The organism is Roseovarius sp. EL26 (genome assembly GCF_900327775.1).
Lineage (GTDB): Bacteria > Pseudomonadota > Alphaproteobacteria > Rhodobacterales > Rhodobacteraceae > Roseovarius.
Map to the genome: position 1 here is coordinate 539,106 of NZ_OUMZ01000005.1, position 17,848 is coordinate 556,953.

A 17,848-nucleotide genomic window follows, 5' to 3' on the forward strand; every position below is an offset into this window, starting at 1 on the left:
ATGAGTACATTTCCACGCCTGCTGGAACCATTGACACTGCGCCATAAGGTGCTGCGCAATCGGATCACGTTTGGCGCGCATACGGCGAATATGTCTGCGGGCGGCCTGCCCGGGGAACAGTTCGGGGCATATTTGCTGGAGCGGGCCATTGGTGGTGCAGGCATGATCGTGGCAGAGCCCGTGCCGGTGCACCGCACAGGCGTCCTGACCCGTGGAAATTTCGTGGCCGAGGACGATGCGGTTATTCCTGCGTTTCGCAAGATTGTGGAACCGGTGCAGGACGCAGGTGCAGTTGTATTGCAGCAGCTTTACCACATTGGCGCGCATGGTGACTCTGATCTTAGTTATCAACCGCATTGGGGGCCATCGGGCCTGCCTAGCTATCACGACAGTGACGGAAGTCACGCGATGAATGAGCGAGAGATCGAAGAGATGATTGCAGCCTTCATCGCGGCGGCGGTGCGGTGCCAGAAGGCCGGCTTTGACGGGGTAGAGATCTGGGCGGCCTATCATTCATTACTGGAGCAGTTTTGGACACCTTGGAGCAACCGACGTGATGATCAATGGGGCGGATCGCTAGAAAACCGGACCCGCATGTCGATGCGTATTCTGGAAGGTATCCGTCGCGCCTGCGGAGAGAATTTCATCGTTGGGTTATCTGTCAGTCATTCGGAGGCCCCTGTACTTAGCACGATTGAAGAACTGACAGAAATTGTGGCGTTGCATGATGCGACAGGCCATCTGGATTATGTCACTTGCGGGTCAGGTGGCTTTCTCGATTACGAAAACCTGATGCCAACTTTTGCGGTTGGGGAGAAGTTGACGGTTTCAGCCACGCAAGTGCTGAAACAAGAGCTCAAACATGCCAAGGTGCAGTCTGAAAGCGGTATTCGCACGCCAGAGAATGCAGAAACAGTTCTAAGTTCGGGCGAGGTGGATCTTGTTGCAATCGTGCGCGGGCAAATCGCCGACCCACATCTGGCGCGCAAAGTGGCAGAGGGTCGGGCGGAAGACATCCGTGGCTGTATATCGTGCAACCAGATGTGTTGGGGGCGGCGCTCAAGAGACTACTGGATTTCGTGTTTGATCAACCCCTCTGTGGGACGTGAGCATGAATGGGGTGGTGATCGGTTTGCCAAGACCGATACTCCGAAAAAGGTGTTGGTTGTCGGCGCTGGTCCGGCTGGGTTGGAGGCAGCACGTGTGGCGGCGGAATGCGGGCACACCGTTGAAGTTCACGAAGCCTCGAGCATGATCGGTGGCCAGTTCCGGCTGGCAGGTGAGCAACCGCGCCGGGCGCAAATTTTAGATTTGATGGATTGGTATGAGCGTCAGTTTGAGAAACTTGGCGTGAAGTTGGTACTGAACTCCTATCTGGATGCAGATGATCTGACAGATATTGCTTTCGATGAGGTGATATTGGCCACAGGCTCTTTGCCGGACGAAGACGCCGCACAACGCTGGGTGCCGCAGCTTGGGGTCTTGCCGGGGTTGAAGCATGGCAATGTCTATGCCCCCGAAGAGGTGATGCGTCGAGAAGCCCGGTTGGGCGATAGCGTGATTGTCTACGACGAAGGCGGGAATATGCGCGGTGTTGGCACTGCGTGGCATTTGGCTGAGATGGGCAAACAAGTGGTGCTGGTCACGCCGGATCCGTTGGTGGGGAAGGAACTGGCCCGCACCAGTGCGGATATCCCGATCCGGGCACGATTGGCGCGCCTAGGCGTGGCGTTTCACACCGAAAGCGCTGTCGCGGCATGGCATGGGCGGGGTGCAACCGTACGTAATTTGTTGGATGATACTGAGCAGGAGATCGCAGCCTCGGCGCTGGTCATGGCCACAACCAATCGGTCCTTCGATCCGATCTCGGTAGAGATCTCTGACTTGAACCCGGTTCTAATTGGTGATGCGGCGGCACCACGACAAGCGCCCTATGCATTTTATGAGGGCCGCAAGGCCGGTCTACAGATAGGAGGTAAGTTATGATCCGATTCCTGACATGCATCTTTTGCATCTTGGCTGGAATGGCCATGGCCACCCCGCCGCGCGCCACTTTTTCGGATGACCGCATTCTGGCAGCGACGCAATCGCATCTCTATGTCTTGCGTGACATCACCGACAATCTGGGATCGCACTTTCATGCATTGCATGATCAGCATCTGATCGAGATCAGTCTGGAGACCGGTGAAGCGACCGGGTACTGGCCCCTGCGCCGGATCGGGATCAATCATCTGGAAACCGATGACTTTTTGTTCCCCGGTACGATTACCGAACGCGATGGCGAAACCAATGGCATGATGGAGATCTTGCGCGAGGTTGGTGCGGAGCCACTGGTGCCATCGCCATGGGAGGTCGAGGACTTTGCTCTAGTTGATGGTGCGTTGATGAAGGGAGAGGTGCAGGTCCTGACACCGTTTGCCATCCGCGCTGCAGGCCGGGCACAACTGGCAATTTTGCGCGCAGAATACCCGCCGTTTGAAAGCGAGGAAGATTACAGCCGCGAAGATCGTATTGATTTCTACGACCTTTATGCCGAGGGCGATTGGGACTGCCGTTTAGGCTCTGTGGGTCAGGCGTTGAGCCGGGCCAAGGATCGCGTGCGTCTGATCCCGCTGCATTGCGAAGATTATAACCTGAGTGGTCTGTGGTCGTTCCACGCCATCATCATCGAACAACTCGAAAACTAAGAGGACAATCATGCCTGAGATTCAAAAAGAGGAAAGCACTGGCGCCAAAAAACTGCCATCGCACGCCAAGGTGGTGGTGATTGGTGGTGGCGTTGTTGGCTGTTCGATCCTGTTCCATCTTGCCAAGTTTGGTTGGAAAGATGCTGTTCTGTTGGAGCGCGATGAGCTGACCTCCGGGTCCAGCTGGCACGCGGCCGGTCAGATCCACACCATCAGCTCGGATCCCAACATCAGCCGCCTGCAGGGCTATACCATAGACCTGTATAAAGAGATCGAGGAAACCTCAGGCCATTCTGTGGGCCTGCACATGACCGGTGGATTTTACGCAGCGTCGAACAAGACGTGGTATGACTACCTCAAACGGGAACGCTCCAAAGCGCGCTACATGGGGTTGGATCAAGAGTTCATTAGCCCCAAGGAACTGGCGGAGCGGCATCCGCTGATCGACACCAGCCAGTACTATGCGGCGCTGTGGGATGATCAGGATGGCGATCTTGATCCGTCCGGTGCGACCTATGCTTTTGCCAAGGCGGCAAAGGTCCACGGCGCGCAGTACTTCACGCACTGCGCGGCGACAAAAACCGAGCAACGCGCTGATGGCACTTGGGATGTGACAACCCCCAAGGGTGTGATCAACGCCGAGCATATCGTTAACTGTGGGGGTCTATGGGCGCGCGAAGTTGGCCATATGCAGGGCATCAATATCCCGGTGCAGCCAATGGAGCACCACTATCTGATCACCGATGCGATTCCTGAAATTGTGGAACGCATGAAGCCGGGCGGCGCGGGTCGCTTGCCGGCTGGGATCGACTACGAGGCCAACATCTATTTCCGTCAGGAACGCCAAGGTATGCTGCTGGGCACCTATGAGCCCAAAGGCACTCCGTGGAAAGTTGGTGGTACGCCTTGGGATTTCGGTCACGAACTGTTGGCACCTGATCTGGACCGGATTGCCGACCGGCTTGAACTGGCGTTTGAACGCATCCCTACTATTGGCAACGCCGGCATCAAGGATGCGATCAATGGGCCGTTTACCTTTGGCCCTGACGGCAACCCGATGATCGGGCCGGTTCCGGGCATGAAAAACTACTGGTGTGCCGTGGGCGTCATGGCCGGTTTCTGTCAGGGTGGTGGCGTTGGACTGACCATGGCGGAATGGATGATTGATGGTGAGCCATCAATTGACGTCTGGGCCATGGATGTGGCGCGCTTTGGTGATTGGGCGACACCCGATTGGGGCACCGTGAAGTCGACTGAGAACTACGAACGTCGTTTTGTGATGACCTTTCCGAACGAGACCCTGCCAAAGGGCCGTTTGCAGAAAACCACCGCACTCTATGATCGCTTACTCGCCAAAGGTGCGTTGATGGGGCAGGGCTTTGGTCTTGAAAACGCCCTGTGGTTTGCCGACAGCCCTGAAGACGCACACGAAGAGCCAACATTCCAGCGCAACCGTAGCCACGATTATGTCGCGCGTGAGGTTAAAGCCGTGCGCGAAGCGGTTGGTGGCATCGAGATCGCGAACTTTGCCAAGCATGAGTTCAAGGGTGCCGGTGCACGCGCCTATCTGGATCGCACCTTGGCCGGCTATGTGCCAAAGCCGGGCCGCTTGACACTGACGCCAATGCTGACCCCTGCCGGTAAGCTCTATGGTGACCTGACCGTGGCCTGCCTAAGCGAAGAGCACTTCATTTTGTTCGGCTCTGGCGCAATGCAAGAGGCACACCGTCGCTGGTTTGAGAAAGATCTGCCAGCGGATGTGTCGTATGAAAACGTCTCGGACGACTGGCACGGGATTGCGCTCTCAGGACCAAAATCACGCGAACTGTTGCAGCGGATTTGCCGGGATGACGTCTCGGCGGAGGCGTTCAAGTTCCGCGATCTGCGTCAGACCTACGTTGGCGGCGTGCCGGTGATCCTGAACCGGATCAGCTTCTCGGGCGAGCTGGGGTATGAGATTTATTGCAAGCCGCAGTACCTAATCAAACTCTCTGAGGCGATTGAAGAGGCGGGCGACGATCTGGGCTATCGCTGGTACGGCGCGCGGGCGCTGATGTCGATGCGCCTTGAGAAAAGCTGGGGCGTCTGGACGCTTGATTTCCGTCCTGATTTCAACGCGGTTGAATCTGGCATGGATGTCTTCATCAACTGGAAGAAGGACTTTGTTGGCAAGGAAGCGACGCAGAAATTCCGCGATGAAGGTGTGACGCGAAAGTTGGTGGCGCTGACCATTGAGGTTGATGGCATCGACGTCAGCAACGATGAGGCGGTGCTTAGCGATGGCGCGGCTGTGGGATATATCTCCTCAGGCGGATATGCCCACCATGCAGGCAAATCCATGGCTATGGCCTATGTCAACTCAGACCACGCCGAGGCCGGTTCCAAGCTGCAGATCGAGATCCTAGGCGAGATGTATGATGCCGAGGTACTGGGTGCACCTATATATGACGCCAACGGCGCGAACATGCGCGCCTAATGCAAAAACAACCCGGGTCGATAAATTGTCGACCCGGGAAAACAGACCTGCTTTTGTCGTTTTTGGACATAGTAGGACGTCGCATCCCTGACCGACATGCCGCTGTTACTGACCGATGCTAAAGGTGAACGGACATTAGCGAGCCAGCTTGCGTACAGGAGATAAGCGATGAATGCCGTAGAAATTATTAACGAAGGTCGTGCGATTCGGCTGATAGCCGGGCCAGATGAGGCGCGGTTTCATGCCATGTGGCTGCGGGACAACGCATGGGATTCCGAGACCCGTGCACCCGGCAACGGCCAGCGCCTGATCGCACTGCGCGATATTCCGGCTGACACGCATGTTGCAGATGCGAAAGTGGACGGCGATCAGGTCATCGTGACATTTGCACCCGAAGGGCGCGAAATTGCGTTTGATTCGGCATGGCTGATGGATCACGCTTATGATCGATCTGATGTGCGTGCTGCCGGTTGGACAGGTGACAATATTGAGCCATGGACTGCGAAACTTCAGACTGCTGTGCCAACAGGCGACTTTCAGGAACTTGCCAAAGGTGGGGACGCCCTGAGGGATTGGCTGGGGGCTGTGACACGTTATGGCTTTGGCAAGCTAGAAAATGGCCCGATCAAAGATGGGGCTTTGTTCGATGTGGTCGATCTGTTCGGCTTTGTCCGCGACACCAACTACGGTAAACATTTCGAGGTGCGCACCGAAGTAAACCCAACCAATCTGGCCTTCACCGGGCTGGGCCTTCAGGCGCATACCGACAACCCTTATCGCGACCCGGTTCCGTCAATTCAGGTGCTCTATTGCCTTGAAAGCTCGGCTGCGGGTGGTGAAAACATGGTGGTTGATGGGTTTGCCGCCGCGCTGCGCCTGCGCGAAGAAAATGAGGAGTACTTCCGCGTTCTAAGCCAATATTGTGCGCGGTTTGAATACGCGGGTGAAGAGGGCGTATGCCTGCAATCACGCCGTCCGATGATCGAACTGGCGCCCGATGGGGAGCTGGTCGGAGTACGGTTTAACAACCGGTCACTGGCGGCGGTCACGGATGTGCCGTTTGAACAGATGGAAACCTATTATGCGGCTTATCGTCGTTTGGGTGAAATCATTGATGGCCCGGATATGGAAGTTACCTTTCGCCTGGAGCCGGGAGAGAGCTTCATCGTGGACAATACCCGGGTTCTGCATGCGCGCAAAGCCTATTCCGGAACAGGCACTCGCTGGTTCCAAGGCTGCTATGCCGACATGGACGGCTTGCGGTCCACCTACGCGTCATTGGCACAGCAAACCGGGATGGCGGCAGAATGAGTAAACCGGATATCGAAAGCCTGAACCGCGATAACATCGTCGATTTCATCGGGTCGATCTTTGATCGACGCGGTGGAGAGGAATACCTTGGTGAACCTGTCACTATGGGTGAACACATGCTGCAAGGCGCGACGATTGCCGAACAAAACGGCCAGTCTGAAGAAATCATCGTTGGCGCGCTTTTGCATGACATCGGGCATTTCACGTCCGAGTTTGGCACCTTTAGCATGGACGACACCGAGGACCGGCATCATGAGGATGCCGGGGCAGAGGTGTTGGAGCGGTTTTTTCCCAGTGTGATCACCGACTGTTGCCGCTACCACGTGGCGGCCAAGCGGTATCTCTGCGCGGCTAAGCCAGAGTATTTTGACCGGCTAAGTGAGGCCTCAGTGCATTCCCTGAACCTGCAGGGTGGCCCGATGAAAGCAGAGGAAGTGGCTGAATTTGAAGCCAATCCAAACTTCAAAAAAATCGTGGCCGTGCGGTATTTGGATGACGCGGGCAAACGCGATGGGATGGAAACACCTGACTTTTGGCATTTTGCACCAATGGTGCAGCGGATGGTCGATCTGCATTGCACGGAGGCCGTCCAATGAACGCCCCTGAATATATCTTTGAAGCCTCCAGCAAGCCATCATTACCATGGCACGAGGTGCCGCTCATTCGTGCGACCGATAAAAGCGTCGAAGGCTATGGCTGCCTAGTCGATGATCCGGATACGTTTGAGATTGCCATCACCCGCTGGCCACAGCAGGGGTGGCGCCCGATTGATCAGGGCACCGGTGATGAAGGCGGCTATGTTGAGGGCGTGTTCAAAGGGACTTGGCAGGGTGATGTGCTTTACGGTGAGAACGAGGCCGTCAACGGCAACTACGTTCTGGGCTGGTCCACGGATCCACAGCAGGCCAAGCTTGAGGCACAAACCGCACCGCGGGATCAGGTTCTGCTCTGGCATATGAACTATCACCCCGACGGCGGGCAGATGTTCTGGCCCATCGACAACAAACCCTTCATAGTGCCTGTAGCCTTGCCGGGGGACAATCTGACCCCGGATAAGGTGGTGGCTTTTTGGTGTGAGGGCGACAAAGGTCTATATATCCACGCTGGAATCTGGCACGAGGGGATTTTCCCGGTTGAAGATAACCAACGGTTTCTGGACCGTCAGGGGGCTGTACACGCCCGCGTCAGCGCCGATATTGGTCAGGAATTTGGGGTCTATCTGTCCTGTCCACTCGATCCCTCCAAAATCAAAGATCTGTAAAACATGACCAAAACCTGCCTGATTATCGTCGATGGCCTGCGCTATGACACGGCCCTGTCGGATTGCGGATACTTGCAAGCCGCAGTAGAGGCTGGCCATGCCCGCCTGTGGAAAATGCAAAGCGAGCTGCCGACCATTTCCGCGCCCTTGTATGAGACGATCCATACCGGCCTGCCGCCAGTGGAGCATGGGATCATCGGCAATGAAATGATCCGACCCTCCAACAAACCTAACCTGTTTTCGATCTTGAAACAGGCGGATCGTGTGACCGGGGCGGTGGCGCATTGCTATTATCATACGCTCTATGGTGGGTCGTCTTTTGACCCGTTCGAGCATGGTGAGATTAATAACCCGGATGCCCCCGTGCCGCATGCGCGATACTATTCGATGGAAGGCTACTGTCCGGAAAACTCTGCTATGCCGGCCGAGGTGGACATGTGTGCACAGGTTTGGGGGATCGCGCGCGATCATGCGCCGGACTATCTGCTGTTCCACACGTCCAGCTGTGACACGCTGGGGCATTGGTTCGGTGGGGAATCTTCAGAATACCGGATTCAGGCCAGCAAGGTGGACATCGCCCTTGCCCGCCTGATCCCCCGCCTGCGTGAAGCTGGGTATGAGGTGTTTGTCACGGCCGATCACGGCATCAATTCCGACCACCACCACGCCGGAGATCAACCGGAACTGCGCCAAGTACCGTTCTATGTGTTCAGCGATAAAGTTGATGCGCCTGCGGGTGATGTGCTGGATCAAAAGTCCATTGCCCCAACCGTTCTGAAACTGCTGGGTATGGATGTGCCCGAAACCATGCGGGCGCAAACTCTGTGCTAAGGCCCTGAACGTTCCTGCAGATTGAGTGCCAGTTGGTTCTGGCGCTCGATTACGCGTGGCAGGTCGATCGTGGTGATATGTCCATCTCGTACGACCTGACGACCCTCGATAAAGAGGTGTTTAACCTTTGTCGGTCCAGCCAGCAGTAGGGCGGCAGGGTCCCAACTGCCTGCGCTTTCAATGCCCGAGACATCCCAGATTGCAATGTCGGCGCGTTTTCCCACGGCTAGACGGCCACAATCGGGTCGGTTCAAAACATCCGCCCCACCGCGTGTCGCAATCTCAAGTGCCTCGCGGGCTGACATGGCATCGGCCCCGCTCGCGACGCGTTGTAACAGCATTGACTGGCGCGCCTCAGCAATCAGATTGCCGTTGTCGTTACTTGCAGAGCCATCCACACCAAGCCCGACTTTGACCCCGGCATCCCGCATTTGGCGTACTGGCGCAATCCCGCTGCCCAGCCGACAGTTGGAGCACGGGCAGTGCGCGACCCCAGTGCCGCTGCGGGCAAAAAGATCAATCTCCTTGCCATCGAGTTTAACACAATGGGCGTGCCAGACGTCCGATCCGGTCCAGCCAAGATCCTCGGCATATTGTCCCGGACGGCAGCCGAATTTGTGCTCAGAATAGGCGATATCTTCTTCATTCTCCGCTAAATGCGTGTGCAGCATTACCTTCTTGTCGCGCGCCAACAAGGCGGCATCACGCATCAGGTCACGGCTGACAGAAAATGGCGAGCAGGGGGCCAAGCCAACCCTGACCATTGATCCCTCTGACGGATCATGAAAGGCATCGATCACACGAATGGAATCTTCCAGTATGGCATCTTCGCGTTCGACCAAACTGTCGGGTGGTAGGCCTCCGTCGCTTTCGCCAATGCTCATCGCTCCGCGCGTAGGGTGGAAGCGCAGGCCGATTTTTTGCGCTGCTGCAATGGTGTCATCCAGACGTGAACCGTTGGGATATAGATAGAGGTGGTCCGAGCTGAGCGTACAGCCGGACAAGGCCAATTCTGCCAAACCGATCTGGGCGGAGACAAACATTTCTTCGGGGCCAAAACGGGACCAAATCGGATAGAGCGTCTGCAGCCAGCCGAACAACAACGCATCTTGCCCGCCGGGAACAGCTTTGGTCAGGGACTGGTAAAGGTGGTGGTGGGTATTGATCAGCCCGGGCGTGACAGCACAGCCTTTGGTATCGTGAATTTCACCTTTGGTTTCAAGGCTATACCCGATTTCGATAATTACGCCATCTCGCATCAGGATGTCAGCGCCAGCAAGCTCGCGGCGATCATCATCCATTGTCAGGATTGTGTCGGCATTGCGGATCAGGGTTTCGGGCATGTACACTCCTTCTTTGCCCGCCTCAGAGGAGTGTGATCTGCTGGTGGAAAACGGGTAAGAACCAGCCTGCCTTTGGTACAAGCTGAGTGGTACTCAGGTCAACAGGGTTGCTGTTCGCGCTACGAGGCGAACAGATCCTTGAATTGCTCACGCAGCGCTTTTTTCTGAACTTTGCCCATGGTGTTGCGGGGGAGTTCGGGGAGAAATTTTATCGCTTTAGGTTGCTTAAAGCGGGCGACCTGTCCCTCAAGAGAGAAGGCAATGTGATCCTCGATCAGGGCCTCGTCGTCACGAACAATCACAGCGACGATACCCTCACCAAAATCGGGGTGTGGCAGGCCTATGACTGCGGATTCCTTCACGCCGCTGATGTCATCAATCAGGCTTTCGATCTCTTTTGGGTAGACATTGAAGCCACCTGTGATGACCATATCCTTTTCACGGCCAACAATGGTGACATAGCCGCGATCATCTATAAGCCCTTGATCCCCAGTGATAAACCAGCCATCAGCACGTAGTTCTTCAGCGGTTTTTTCGGGCATTTTCCAATAACCTTGGAACACATTGGGACCGCGCACCTCGAGCACACCAATCTCGCCATTAGGAACTTCTTTACCGTCTTGCATGATACGTAACTCAATACTGGGCAGTGGGAATCCCACCGTGCCCGCGCAGCGTTCTCCGTTGTAGGGGTTCGAGGTGCTCATGTTGGTTTCGGTCATACCGTAACGTTCGAGGATTCTGTGGCCTGTTTTAGCCTCCCAACGTTCGTGGGTTTCGACCAAGAGCGGCGCGGAGCCGGAGATGAAGAGGCGCATGCTTTGGGTGGCCTCGGGCGTGAGGCCTGGATGGTCCAATAGACGAGTGTAGAAGGTGGGCACGCCCATTAGGGAAGTTGACGTGGGCATGGCCTTGATGATGGCATCGGCGTCAAAGCCGGGCAGAAAATGCACCGAGGCCCCGGCCAGAAGGGCCACGTTGGTGGCCACGAACAAGCCGTGGGTGTGGAAGATTGGCAGGGCGTGGATCAACACATCATCTGGGGTGAATTTCCAGTAGTCTCGCAGGGTGGCGGAGTTCGACGACAGGTTGTTATGGCTGAGCATCGCGCCCTTGGAGCGGCCCGTGGTGCCAGAGGTGTAGAGGATCGCGGCGAGGTCATCCGGAGAGCGTGAAACTGAATTAAAAACAGATAGTTGCGCATTTGATTCTTCTGTCAGTGTGCCACTGCCGTCGCCCGCCAAGGTGAGCACGGAAGCGCCTCCTGAGAGAGGGGTAATCTCGTCCAGACGCGCTGGATCGCAGACAATCACGGTGGGAGTGGCATCGCCAAAGAAATAGGTCAGTTCCGCGCCGGTATATGCGGTGTTCAGAGGGAGAAACACGCCCCCCGCCATGACGGTGCCAAGGTAAAGCTGGATGGCCTCGATTGACTTGGATACTTGCACGGCAACGCGATCACCGGGGGCCACACCCAGCCGCGCCAGAGTGGCGGCCATGCGTTCGGCCCCGGCGAAAAGATCGCCGTAGGTGACATCAGGCAAGCCCGGGCGCGTTGCAAAGGTTTTACCTACCGGAGCGGCGGCAGAGAGCTGGCTGAGCAGGTGATTATTTGCGTACAGGCTGTACATTTTTGACCCCAGTTATGTACACAACTGTTTGCCCGAGCCTGCCCCCGAAACGCAAGGGTGGAGATTGACCTTTTGCCGGGATCGGATCATTGCTTGGCGGAGAAGAGGACGCGTCATGCAACCGATCAAAGGCATCACTCTGAAACTCATCGCGGTCATGCTGTTCATCGTGATGTCGTCGCTGATCAAGGCGGCGTCTGAGCATGTGCCGGCCGGACAGACGGTGTTTTACCGATCCGCCTTTGCCATCCCGGTGATCCTGATCTGGCTGTGGTACCGGCAAGAGCTGAAGACCGGCCTGAAGGTGCAATCACCCATAGGGCATTTCTGGCGCGGGTTTGTTGGCACGGCGGCGATGGGGATGATGTTTGCCGGGCTGGGGTTGTTGCCACTGCCCGAAGTGACGGCGCTGGGCTATGCGGCGCCGTTGATGACGGTGGTGTTTGCGGCGATGTTTCTGAACGAAAAGGTCGGTGTGTTCAGAATTAGCGCGGTGGCGCTGGGTCTGGTGGGGGTGATGATTGTTCTGTCGCCAAGGCTAAGCACGTTAAGCGGACCAACGGTGGAGACCGGGGCCGCGGTAGGGGCGGTGCTGGTGTTGATGGGGGCGTTGTGTGCGGCGCTGGCGCAGATTTACATCCGCAAGCTGGTGGCAACCGAACAGACGGCGGCGATTGTGTTCTATTTCTCGCTGACCTCGACCTTGCTGTCGCTGCTGACCCTGCCATTGGGTTGGGTTTGGCCGACGCAGGCTGAATGGGTCTATCTGATTCTGGCCGGGCTGATCGGCGGGCTGGCGCAGATTTTCCTGACCTCGGCCTATCGGTTTGCCGATGCCAGCGTGGTGGCACCGTTTGATTACGCCTCGATGATATTCGCGCTGCTGATTGGCTATTTCATCTTTGACGAGGTGCCGACCAAGACCATGCTGCTGGGCGCGTCACTGGTAGTGCTGGCGGGCTGCATCATCATCTGGCGTGAGCATCAGTTGGGATTGCAACGAGGTAAGGCAAGGCCGTTGAAGACGCCGCAGGGGTAGGGGGCGAGATTTAAATCCATCCACGTGGGTCTGATCAATATTTAATTGTAAGAATGTTGGATCAGCCTGCATTAACCTCTGCGTAAATGCCACGACCCGATATTCGTTCTATACCATTTGTAGCCATCGTTGGCAGGCTTTGTCTCGCCTGTGTAAGTTAACATTGAGTCTGAAGAGTGGGCAAAGCTGTCATCGTTCTCACTTGTTTCACGAAATTCTAAATTGGATGCTAGTTCGGGCTCCAGCTCAGGCTCTTGTTTTTGTCTTCGCTCTTTGAGTACTTCGGCGACATGTTCGAGGTCTGCTAGATCTGATAGAAGTGCTCTGCGTCTATTACCCGCGTTGTCTCGTCGTGTTACGACACGCAAGTTAGAGGGCCTGTTGTCAGATGGGTTGTGATTTATGTGATCCACATCGAAATCTCGCGGAACCCATTTTCCGATAGTAACCGCAGCGATGAAGCGATGAGATAATATCGATTTTCCTTCGTGCTGAAACCAATAATAGTCTTGGCCTTCACGACTTTTGCTACCGTTCGGTGTTTCTCCTTCAACAATACCATCTATGTAATTGAATGGAGTTTGCTCTATTACCTCCTCAAGTGCGGGATAAGGAATTTCATGTGAACGTTCTGTCGAATAATTCTCAGAAAGAACGGCTTTAACATATTCGACGTCTTGCATTTATTTTGCTCTCAAAACACATTTGAATACCATTTGTTCAACTCTACTTAAGGTATTTTGAATGGCAAATAATATTAGTGGTCAATTTCCTTAGTTATGAATTGGAAAACACCGAATTCAAATTGAAAGGGTGAGATTGGTTACAGTGCGGTACTAGTATTCAACGCTAGGGCAGCAGCCGACCTGGAGGGCGTTTGTTTCCTTAGTCGGATGATACGAGAGTGCCACACTAGGGACGGTTCCGTATGGGGTGAGGGTGCAAAAGCGCCCTCCGGGGGGAGGTCGGGCGCTGCCCGGCGCCGCCGGGCGGGAGGTTGAGAACGATGTGTGTCTTCCATAGCGAGCTACATCGAGCCAGCGTAGGAGGGCGTGCGTACTAACCTAATTCCCCGTCATCCCGGCATAGGCATAGACCGGCCAGAGGGTGGCGCGGCGCAGGCGGCCCAAGGGGAATTTCTTGTGTGGGCTGTGCATGACTTTGGGGTGGAGGAGGTCTCCGGTCTTTCCCAGTATCTGATCGGCCAGAAGTGCGCCTGCGTAGCTGCCCATGGCGACGCCATTGCCGTGATAACAGAGCGCGGTATAAGCACCTTCCATTTCCGGGATCGGCCCGGCATAGGGGGTCAAATCCTGCGCCATGCTGATCAAGCCATTCCAGCTGTAGGGTGTTTCCACATGGGACCACGCCGGGAACATGGTGTCAAAATGTCGCCGGATGGTTTTATACATGCGGGCGTCAGCGCCCGGTGAGCTGAACATGCCGCCGCGCATGCCAAACAGCATCTGCTTGTTGGGCATCAGGCGGAAGTAATGCAGCAGGGTGCGGTAATCGTGGCACATCTGGTGCGAGGTCCAGCCTTGGGCGGTGATTTCGTCGTCACTGAGCGGGCGGGTGACCAGAATGTTGGACTGCGTCGGCAGATAGCGATTGCGCAGCCAGTCGGGCAGGTCGTCCGAGGAATAGCCGTTAGTGGCCACGATCAGACGTTTGGCATTGATCTGGGCGGCGTCGGTGGTCAGCGTGAAGCCTTGGCTGTGATCGATGCGCTGCACCGGGGAGTGGCCAAAGATCCGCACGCCTGCCTTTGTGGCGGCGTCGACCAATCCGCGCACGTATTTCAGCGGGTTGATGGCAAAGCCGATAGGGGTGGTCATCGCGCCATGGAAATTTGCGCCAAGCCCGTGTTTCGGCATGTTCTGCGTTTCGATGATGGTGGGGGTGACGCCAAGGTCGGCCTCGGTTTGTTTGGCCTCGTACTCGAAGCCTTTGAAGGCTTTGGGCGTGTGGGCCACGACGGTCTCGCCCTCGGAATGGGCGTCAACGTCGATGTTGTGTTTGGAGAGCGTTCTGGTGACGTGTTTGACCGCCTCCCATTCGGCAAGGCGGTACTCGCGGCGCGCCGCTTCGCCAAACATCAGTTTGAGCATTGGGTCGCTGGCCTTGGAGCCGCCAAGCCCGCAAAAGCCGCCGTTGCGACCAGAGGCACCCCAGCCGGGGGCGTGGGTATCGAGCACGATGACGTCTTCGCCCGCCTCAGAAAGTCGCAGGGCGGCATTCAGCCCGGTGTAGCCTGCGCCGATGATGGCGATGTCAGCGTGAAGTGTGCCCGACGCTGTTTCGACGTCGGGCAGATCTGCGGTTGCTGGCCAGTAGCAGTTCGCGCGGGGCGCGTCGCCATAGGTGTAGGCCGGGAAGATACGCTTCATGGTTGCCCTTTACGATTGGTCGGCAGCGCGTTCTTCGGCCTGTTGTCGCAAGGTGGATCGTTTCGAGATAATCGAAGCGGTGATCACTCCGACCGTTACCACCGCGATCATCAGCGTCGAGAGCGCGTTGATCTCAGGGCTAACACCAAGGCGGATCGATGACCAGATCTTGATTGGTAGGGTGGTGGCCGAGGGGCCAGCGGTGAAGCTGGCGATCACCAGATCATCAAGCGACAGGGTAAAGGCCAGAAGCCAGCCGGAAATGACCGCAGGGGCGATGATCGGGAGCGTGACCAGACGGAAGGATTCCATCGGGGTGCAGCCCAGATCAAGCGCCGCCTCTTCCAGTGACTGGTCAAAGCTGACCAGCCGCGAGGAGACCACCACCGAGACGTAGCACATCGAAAACGTGGTGTGTGCCAGGATGATGGTGTAAATCCCGCGATCCAACCCGATGCCGATGAACAGAAGCAGCAGCGACAGACCGGTGATCACTTCGGGCATCACCAATGGTGCGTAGATCATGCCCGAAAACAATGTGCGCCCTTTGAAGCGACCTGCGCGGACCAAGACGTAAGCCCCCATCGTACCCAGAACGGTCGCAATGGTAGAGCTGATCACCGCGACGCGGATGGTGACCCAGGCTGCATTGAGGAAGGCCTCGTTCTGGAACAGCTCGCCGTACCATTTGGTCGAGAACCCGGCCCAGACGGTGACAAGTTTGCTTTCGTTGAAGCTGAAGATGATCAGGATGATCATCGGCAGATAGAGGAAGACAAAGCCCAGCGTGAGAGAGGTGGTATTGAACCAAGTTAGACGTCTCATCCTTCGGCCTCCCGTTGCTTTTGCTCGTTACGCTGGAACAGCACGATCGGGATGATCAGGATCAACAGCAAGATCACCGCCACCGCACTGGCCACCGGCCAATCGCGGTTGTTGAAGAACTCCTCCCACAAGACCTTACCGATCATCAGGGTTTTGGAGCCGCCCAGTAGGGATGGGATCACGAATTCGCCCAGTGTTGGGATGAAGACCAAGAAACTGCCGGCGATGATGCCGCTTTTGCTGAGTGGGATGGTGACCAGCCAGAAGGCTGAGAGGCGTGAGCAGCCGAGGTCTTCGGCGGCTTCGAGCAACGATCCATCCAGCCGTTCCAATGCGGAATAAATCGGCAGGATCATAAAGGGCAGGTAGGTGTAAACGATACCGATGTAGACCGCGATGTTGGTGTTCAGGATGACCAGGGGCTCGGAAATGACACCAATACCCATCAGGAACTGGTTGAGATAGCCTTCGGTCGACAGGATCCCCATCCATGAATAGACCCGGATAAGGAAGCTGGTCCAAAACGGCAAGATGATCAGCATCATCAGCGTCGGGCGCCAATGTTCGGGCGCGTTGGCCATGCCGTAGGCCATCGGGTAGCCGACGATGAGCGTCAGGATGGTCGAGATTGTCGCGATTTTGAGCGAGGACAGGTAGGCTTTCCAATAAAGATCATCTTCGGTCAGGAAGAGGAAGTTCTCAAAATCCAGCTCAGAAAAGAACTCTTTGATCCCTTGCCAGCCAGCGGAGAAATCCAAGGTTGGCGTATAGGGTGGGATCGAAATGGCGGCGTCACTCAGGCTTATTTTCAAAACGATCAGAAACGGCACCAAGAACAGTGCCAGTAGCCAGAGATATGGGACGAGGATCAGGACTGCGCGGCGCATGCTCAGCCCTCCAACAAGATACCGGCGGTATCTGTCCACGACAGCCACACCTCATCTTCCCAAGTGAAGCTGCGCCGCGACAGGCGGCGGGTGTTGGCGGTTTGTGATTTTACGGTTTGTCCGTTGGGCAATTCAACATAGTAGGTTGAAAGATTGCCCAGATAGGCGATGTCGAGAATTTTACCCTGTACGGCGTTGCGTACGCCCTTGGGTTTCTCGGACGAGATCGCCACTTTCTCGGGGCGGATCGCGATATGGCCGGTCTGGCCATTGGTCAGCTTGAGTGAGGATTCTGCGAAAACTGACTGACCTTCGGCAAAGGCAACCTCGTATCCGTTGTCTTTGGCAGTGACGCCGCCTTCGATAATGGTCACATCACCGATGAAGTCGGCTACATAGACGGAATTTGGCGCCTCATAGATTTGCGATGGGGTGTCGGCTTGAATGATCTTGCCGTGGTCCATGACAGCGACGCGGCTTGCGACAGTCATCGCCTCTTCTTGGTCGTGGGTCACGATCACGAAGGTGGTGCCAGTCTTTTCCTGTATGTCCATCAGTTCAAACTGTGTGTCCTGACGCAGCTTGGCATCAAGTGCACCCAGCGGCTCATCCAGTAAAAGCAGCTTGGGGGCTTTAGCGAGTGAGCGGGCCAGTGCAACGCGTTGGCGTTGGCCGCCAGAAATCTGGTGCGGTTTGCGGCGAGCAAATTGCTCTAACCGCGTCAGCTTGAGCATCTCTTCGACGCGGGCTTCGATCTGATCTTTGGGCATTTTGTCCCGGCGTAGGCCAAAGGCGATGTTTTCCCAGATCGAGAGGTGTGGGAACAGCGCGTAAGACTGGAACATCATGTTCACGGCGCGTTTGTTCGGGGGGATGGGGGCGATGTCTTCGCCACCCAGCAAGATAGTGCCTTCGGTTGGAGTTTCGAAACCCGCCAGCATCCGCATCATCGTGGTTTTACCGCAGCCTGAAGGGCCAAGCAGGGCAAAAAATTCTTGTTCGTAGATATCAAACGACTGGTTGTCGATCGCGGTGAAGTCGCCGTAACGCTTAGTCACATTTTTGAACTGAATAAGCGGCTTGGCGGCGGGATCTTCCCACGGAGCAAATACGGTCTGGTTCATCACTATCCCCGGATAAAAAAGAGCCCGCGCAAATTGTTTGCGC

General features: G+C 56.2%; 15 protein-coding genes. 8 read left to right on the forward strand and 7 right to left on the reverse strand.

All coding sequences use genetic code 11. From position 1 onward, the window contains the following. The 7 genes from D9A02_RS04490 (at position 1) to D9A02_RS04520 (ending at position 8,566) form a co-directional block, all read left to right on the forward strand. On the forward strand, positions 1-1,986 hold the full coding sequence (locus tag D9A02_RS04490) for an FAD-dependent oxidoreductase (protein ID WP_120499765.1): 1,986 nt from the start codon (positions 1-3) through the stop codon (positions 1,984-1,986). Next, complete coding sequence (locus D9A02_RS04495; RefSeq protein WP_120499766.1) at positions 1,983-2,687, forward strand: hypothetical protein; 705 nt, start codon at positions 1,983-1,985, stop codon at positions 2,685-2,687. Before D9A02_RS04490 ends, D9A02_RS04495 begins: the two co-directional genes overlap by 4 nt. 10 nt (positions 2,688-2,697) lie before the next feature. Next, positions 2,698-5,163, forward strand: a complete 2,466-nt coding sequence (locus D9A02_RS04500; RefSeq protein ID WP_120499767.1) for an FAD-dependent oxidoreductase — start codon at positions 2,698-2,700, stop codon at positions 5,161-5,163. Between the two features lie 168 nt (positions 5,164-5,331). Further along, positions 5,332-6,474 carry a TauD/TfdA family dioxygenase gene (locus D9A02_RS04505; protein ID WP_120499768.1) on the forward strand — a complete coding sequence of 381 codons (1,143 nt, stop codon included), beginning with the start codon at positions 5,332-5,334 and terminating at the stop codon, positions 6,472-6,474. Continuing rightward, positions 6,471-7,070: an HD domain-containing protein gene (locus D9A02_RS04510; RefSeq protein ID WP_120499769.1), complete on the forward strand. Its 600-nt coding sequence runs from the start codon at positions 6,471-6,473 to the stop codon at positions 7,068-7,070. The genes D9A02_RS04505 and D9A02_RS04510 overlap by 4 nt, the downstream gene beginning before the upstream one ends. Next, positions 7,067-7,735 (forward strand): ureidoglycolate lyase, encoded by a 669-nt coding sequence (locus tag D9A02_RS04515; RefSeq protein WP_120499770.1) that lies wholly within the window; start codon positions 7,067-7,069, stop codon positions 7,733-7,735. Before D9A02_RS04510 ends, D9A02_RS04515 begins: the two co-directional genes overlap by 4 nt. Positions 7,736-7,738: 3 nt before the next feature. Further along, positions 7,739-8,566: an alkaline phosphatase family protein gene (locus tag D9A02_RS04520; RefSeq protein ID WP_120499771.1), complete on the forward strand. Its 828-nt coding sequence runs from the start codon at positions 7,739-7,741 to the stop codon at positions 8,564-8,566. Here D9A02_RS04520 and D9A02_RS04525 read toward each other — a convergent pair. Further along, entirely contained in the window at positions 8,563-9,909 is a 1,347-nt protein-coding gene (locus tag D9A02_RS04525) for an 8-oxoguanine deaminase (protein WP_120499772.1), read from the reverse strand. The genes D9A02_RS04520 and D9A02_RS04525 overlap by 4 nt on opposite strands. A gap of 119 nt (positions 9,910-10,028) precedes the next feature. Further along, positions 10,029-11,531, reverse strand: coding sequence for a malonyl-CoA synthase (locus D9A02_RS04530; RefSeq protein WP_120499900.1), 1,503 nt, complete (start codon positions 11,529-11,531; stop codon positions 10,029-10,031). 124 nt (positions 11,532-11,655) lie between these two features. Here D9A02_RS04530 and D9A02_RS04535 point away from each other — a divergent pair, with 124 nt between their 5' ends. Further along, positions 11,656-12,579 (forward strand): DMT family transporter, encoded by a 924-nt coding sequence (locus D9A02_RS04535; protein ID WP_120499773.1) that lies wholly within the window; start codon positions 11,656-11,658, stop codon positions 12,577-12,579. A gap of 71 nt (positions 12,580-12,650) precedes the next feature. On the opposite strand, the gene D9A02_RS04540 is transcribed toward D9A02_RS04535, so the two are convergent. The 5 genes from D9A02_RS04540 to D9A02_RS04560 all read right to left on the reverse strand — a co-directional run bounded on the left by D9A02_RS04540 (position 12,651) and on the right by D9A02_RS04560 (position 17,805). Further along, a complete protein-coding gene (locus tag D9A02_RS04540; RefSeq protein WP_120499774.1) occupies positions 12,651-13,262 on the reverse strand; it encodes an HNH endonuclease signature motif containing protein in 612 nt (203 codons plus the stop codon). A gap of 381 nt (positions 13,263-13,643) precedes the next feature. Further along, on the reverse strand, positions 13,644-14,969 hold the full coding sequence (locus D9A02_RS04545) for an FAD-binding oxidoreductase (RefSeq protein WP_120499775.1): 1,326 nt from the start codon (positions 14,967-14,969) through the stop codon (positions 13,644-13,646). Between the two features lie 9 nt (positions 14,970-14,978). Further along, complete coding sequence (locus tag D9A02_RS04550; RefSeq protein WP_120499776.1) at positions 14,979-15,794, reverse strand: ABC transporter permease; 816 nt, start codon at positions 15,792-15,794, stop codon at positions 14,979-14,981. Then, positions 15,791-16,681 carry an ABC transporter permease subunit gene (locus tag D9A02_RS04555; RefSeq protein ID WP_120499777.1) on the reverse strand — a complete coding sequence of 297 codons (891 nt, stop codon included), beginning with the start codon at positions 16,679-16,681 and terminating at the stop codon, positions 15,791-15,793. The genes D9A02_RS04550 and D9A02_RS04555 overlap by 4 nt, the downstream gene beginning before the upstream one ends. Positions 16,682-16,683: 2 nt before the next feature. After that, entirely contained in the window at positions 16,684-17,805 is a 1,122-nt protein-coding gene (locus D9A02_RS04560; protein WP_120499778.1) for an ABC transporter ATP-binding protein, read from the reverse strand. Positions 17,806-17,848 lie beyond the last annotated feature (43 nt).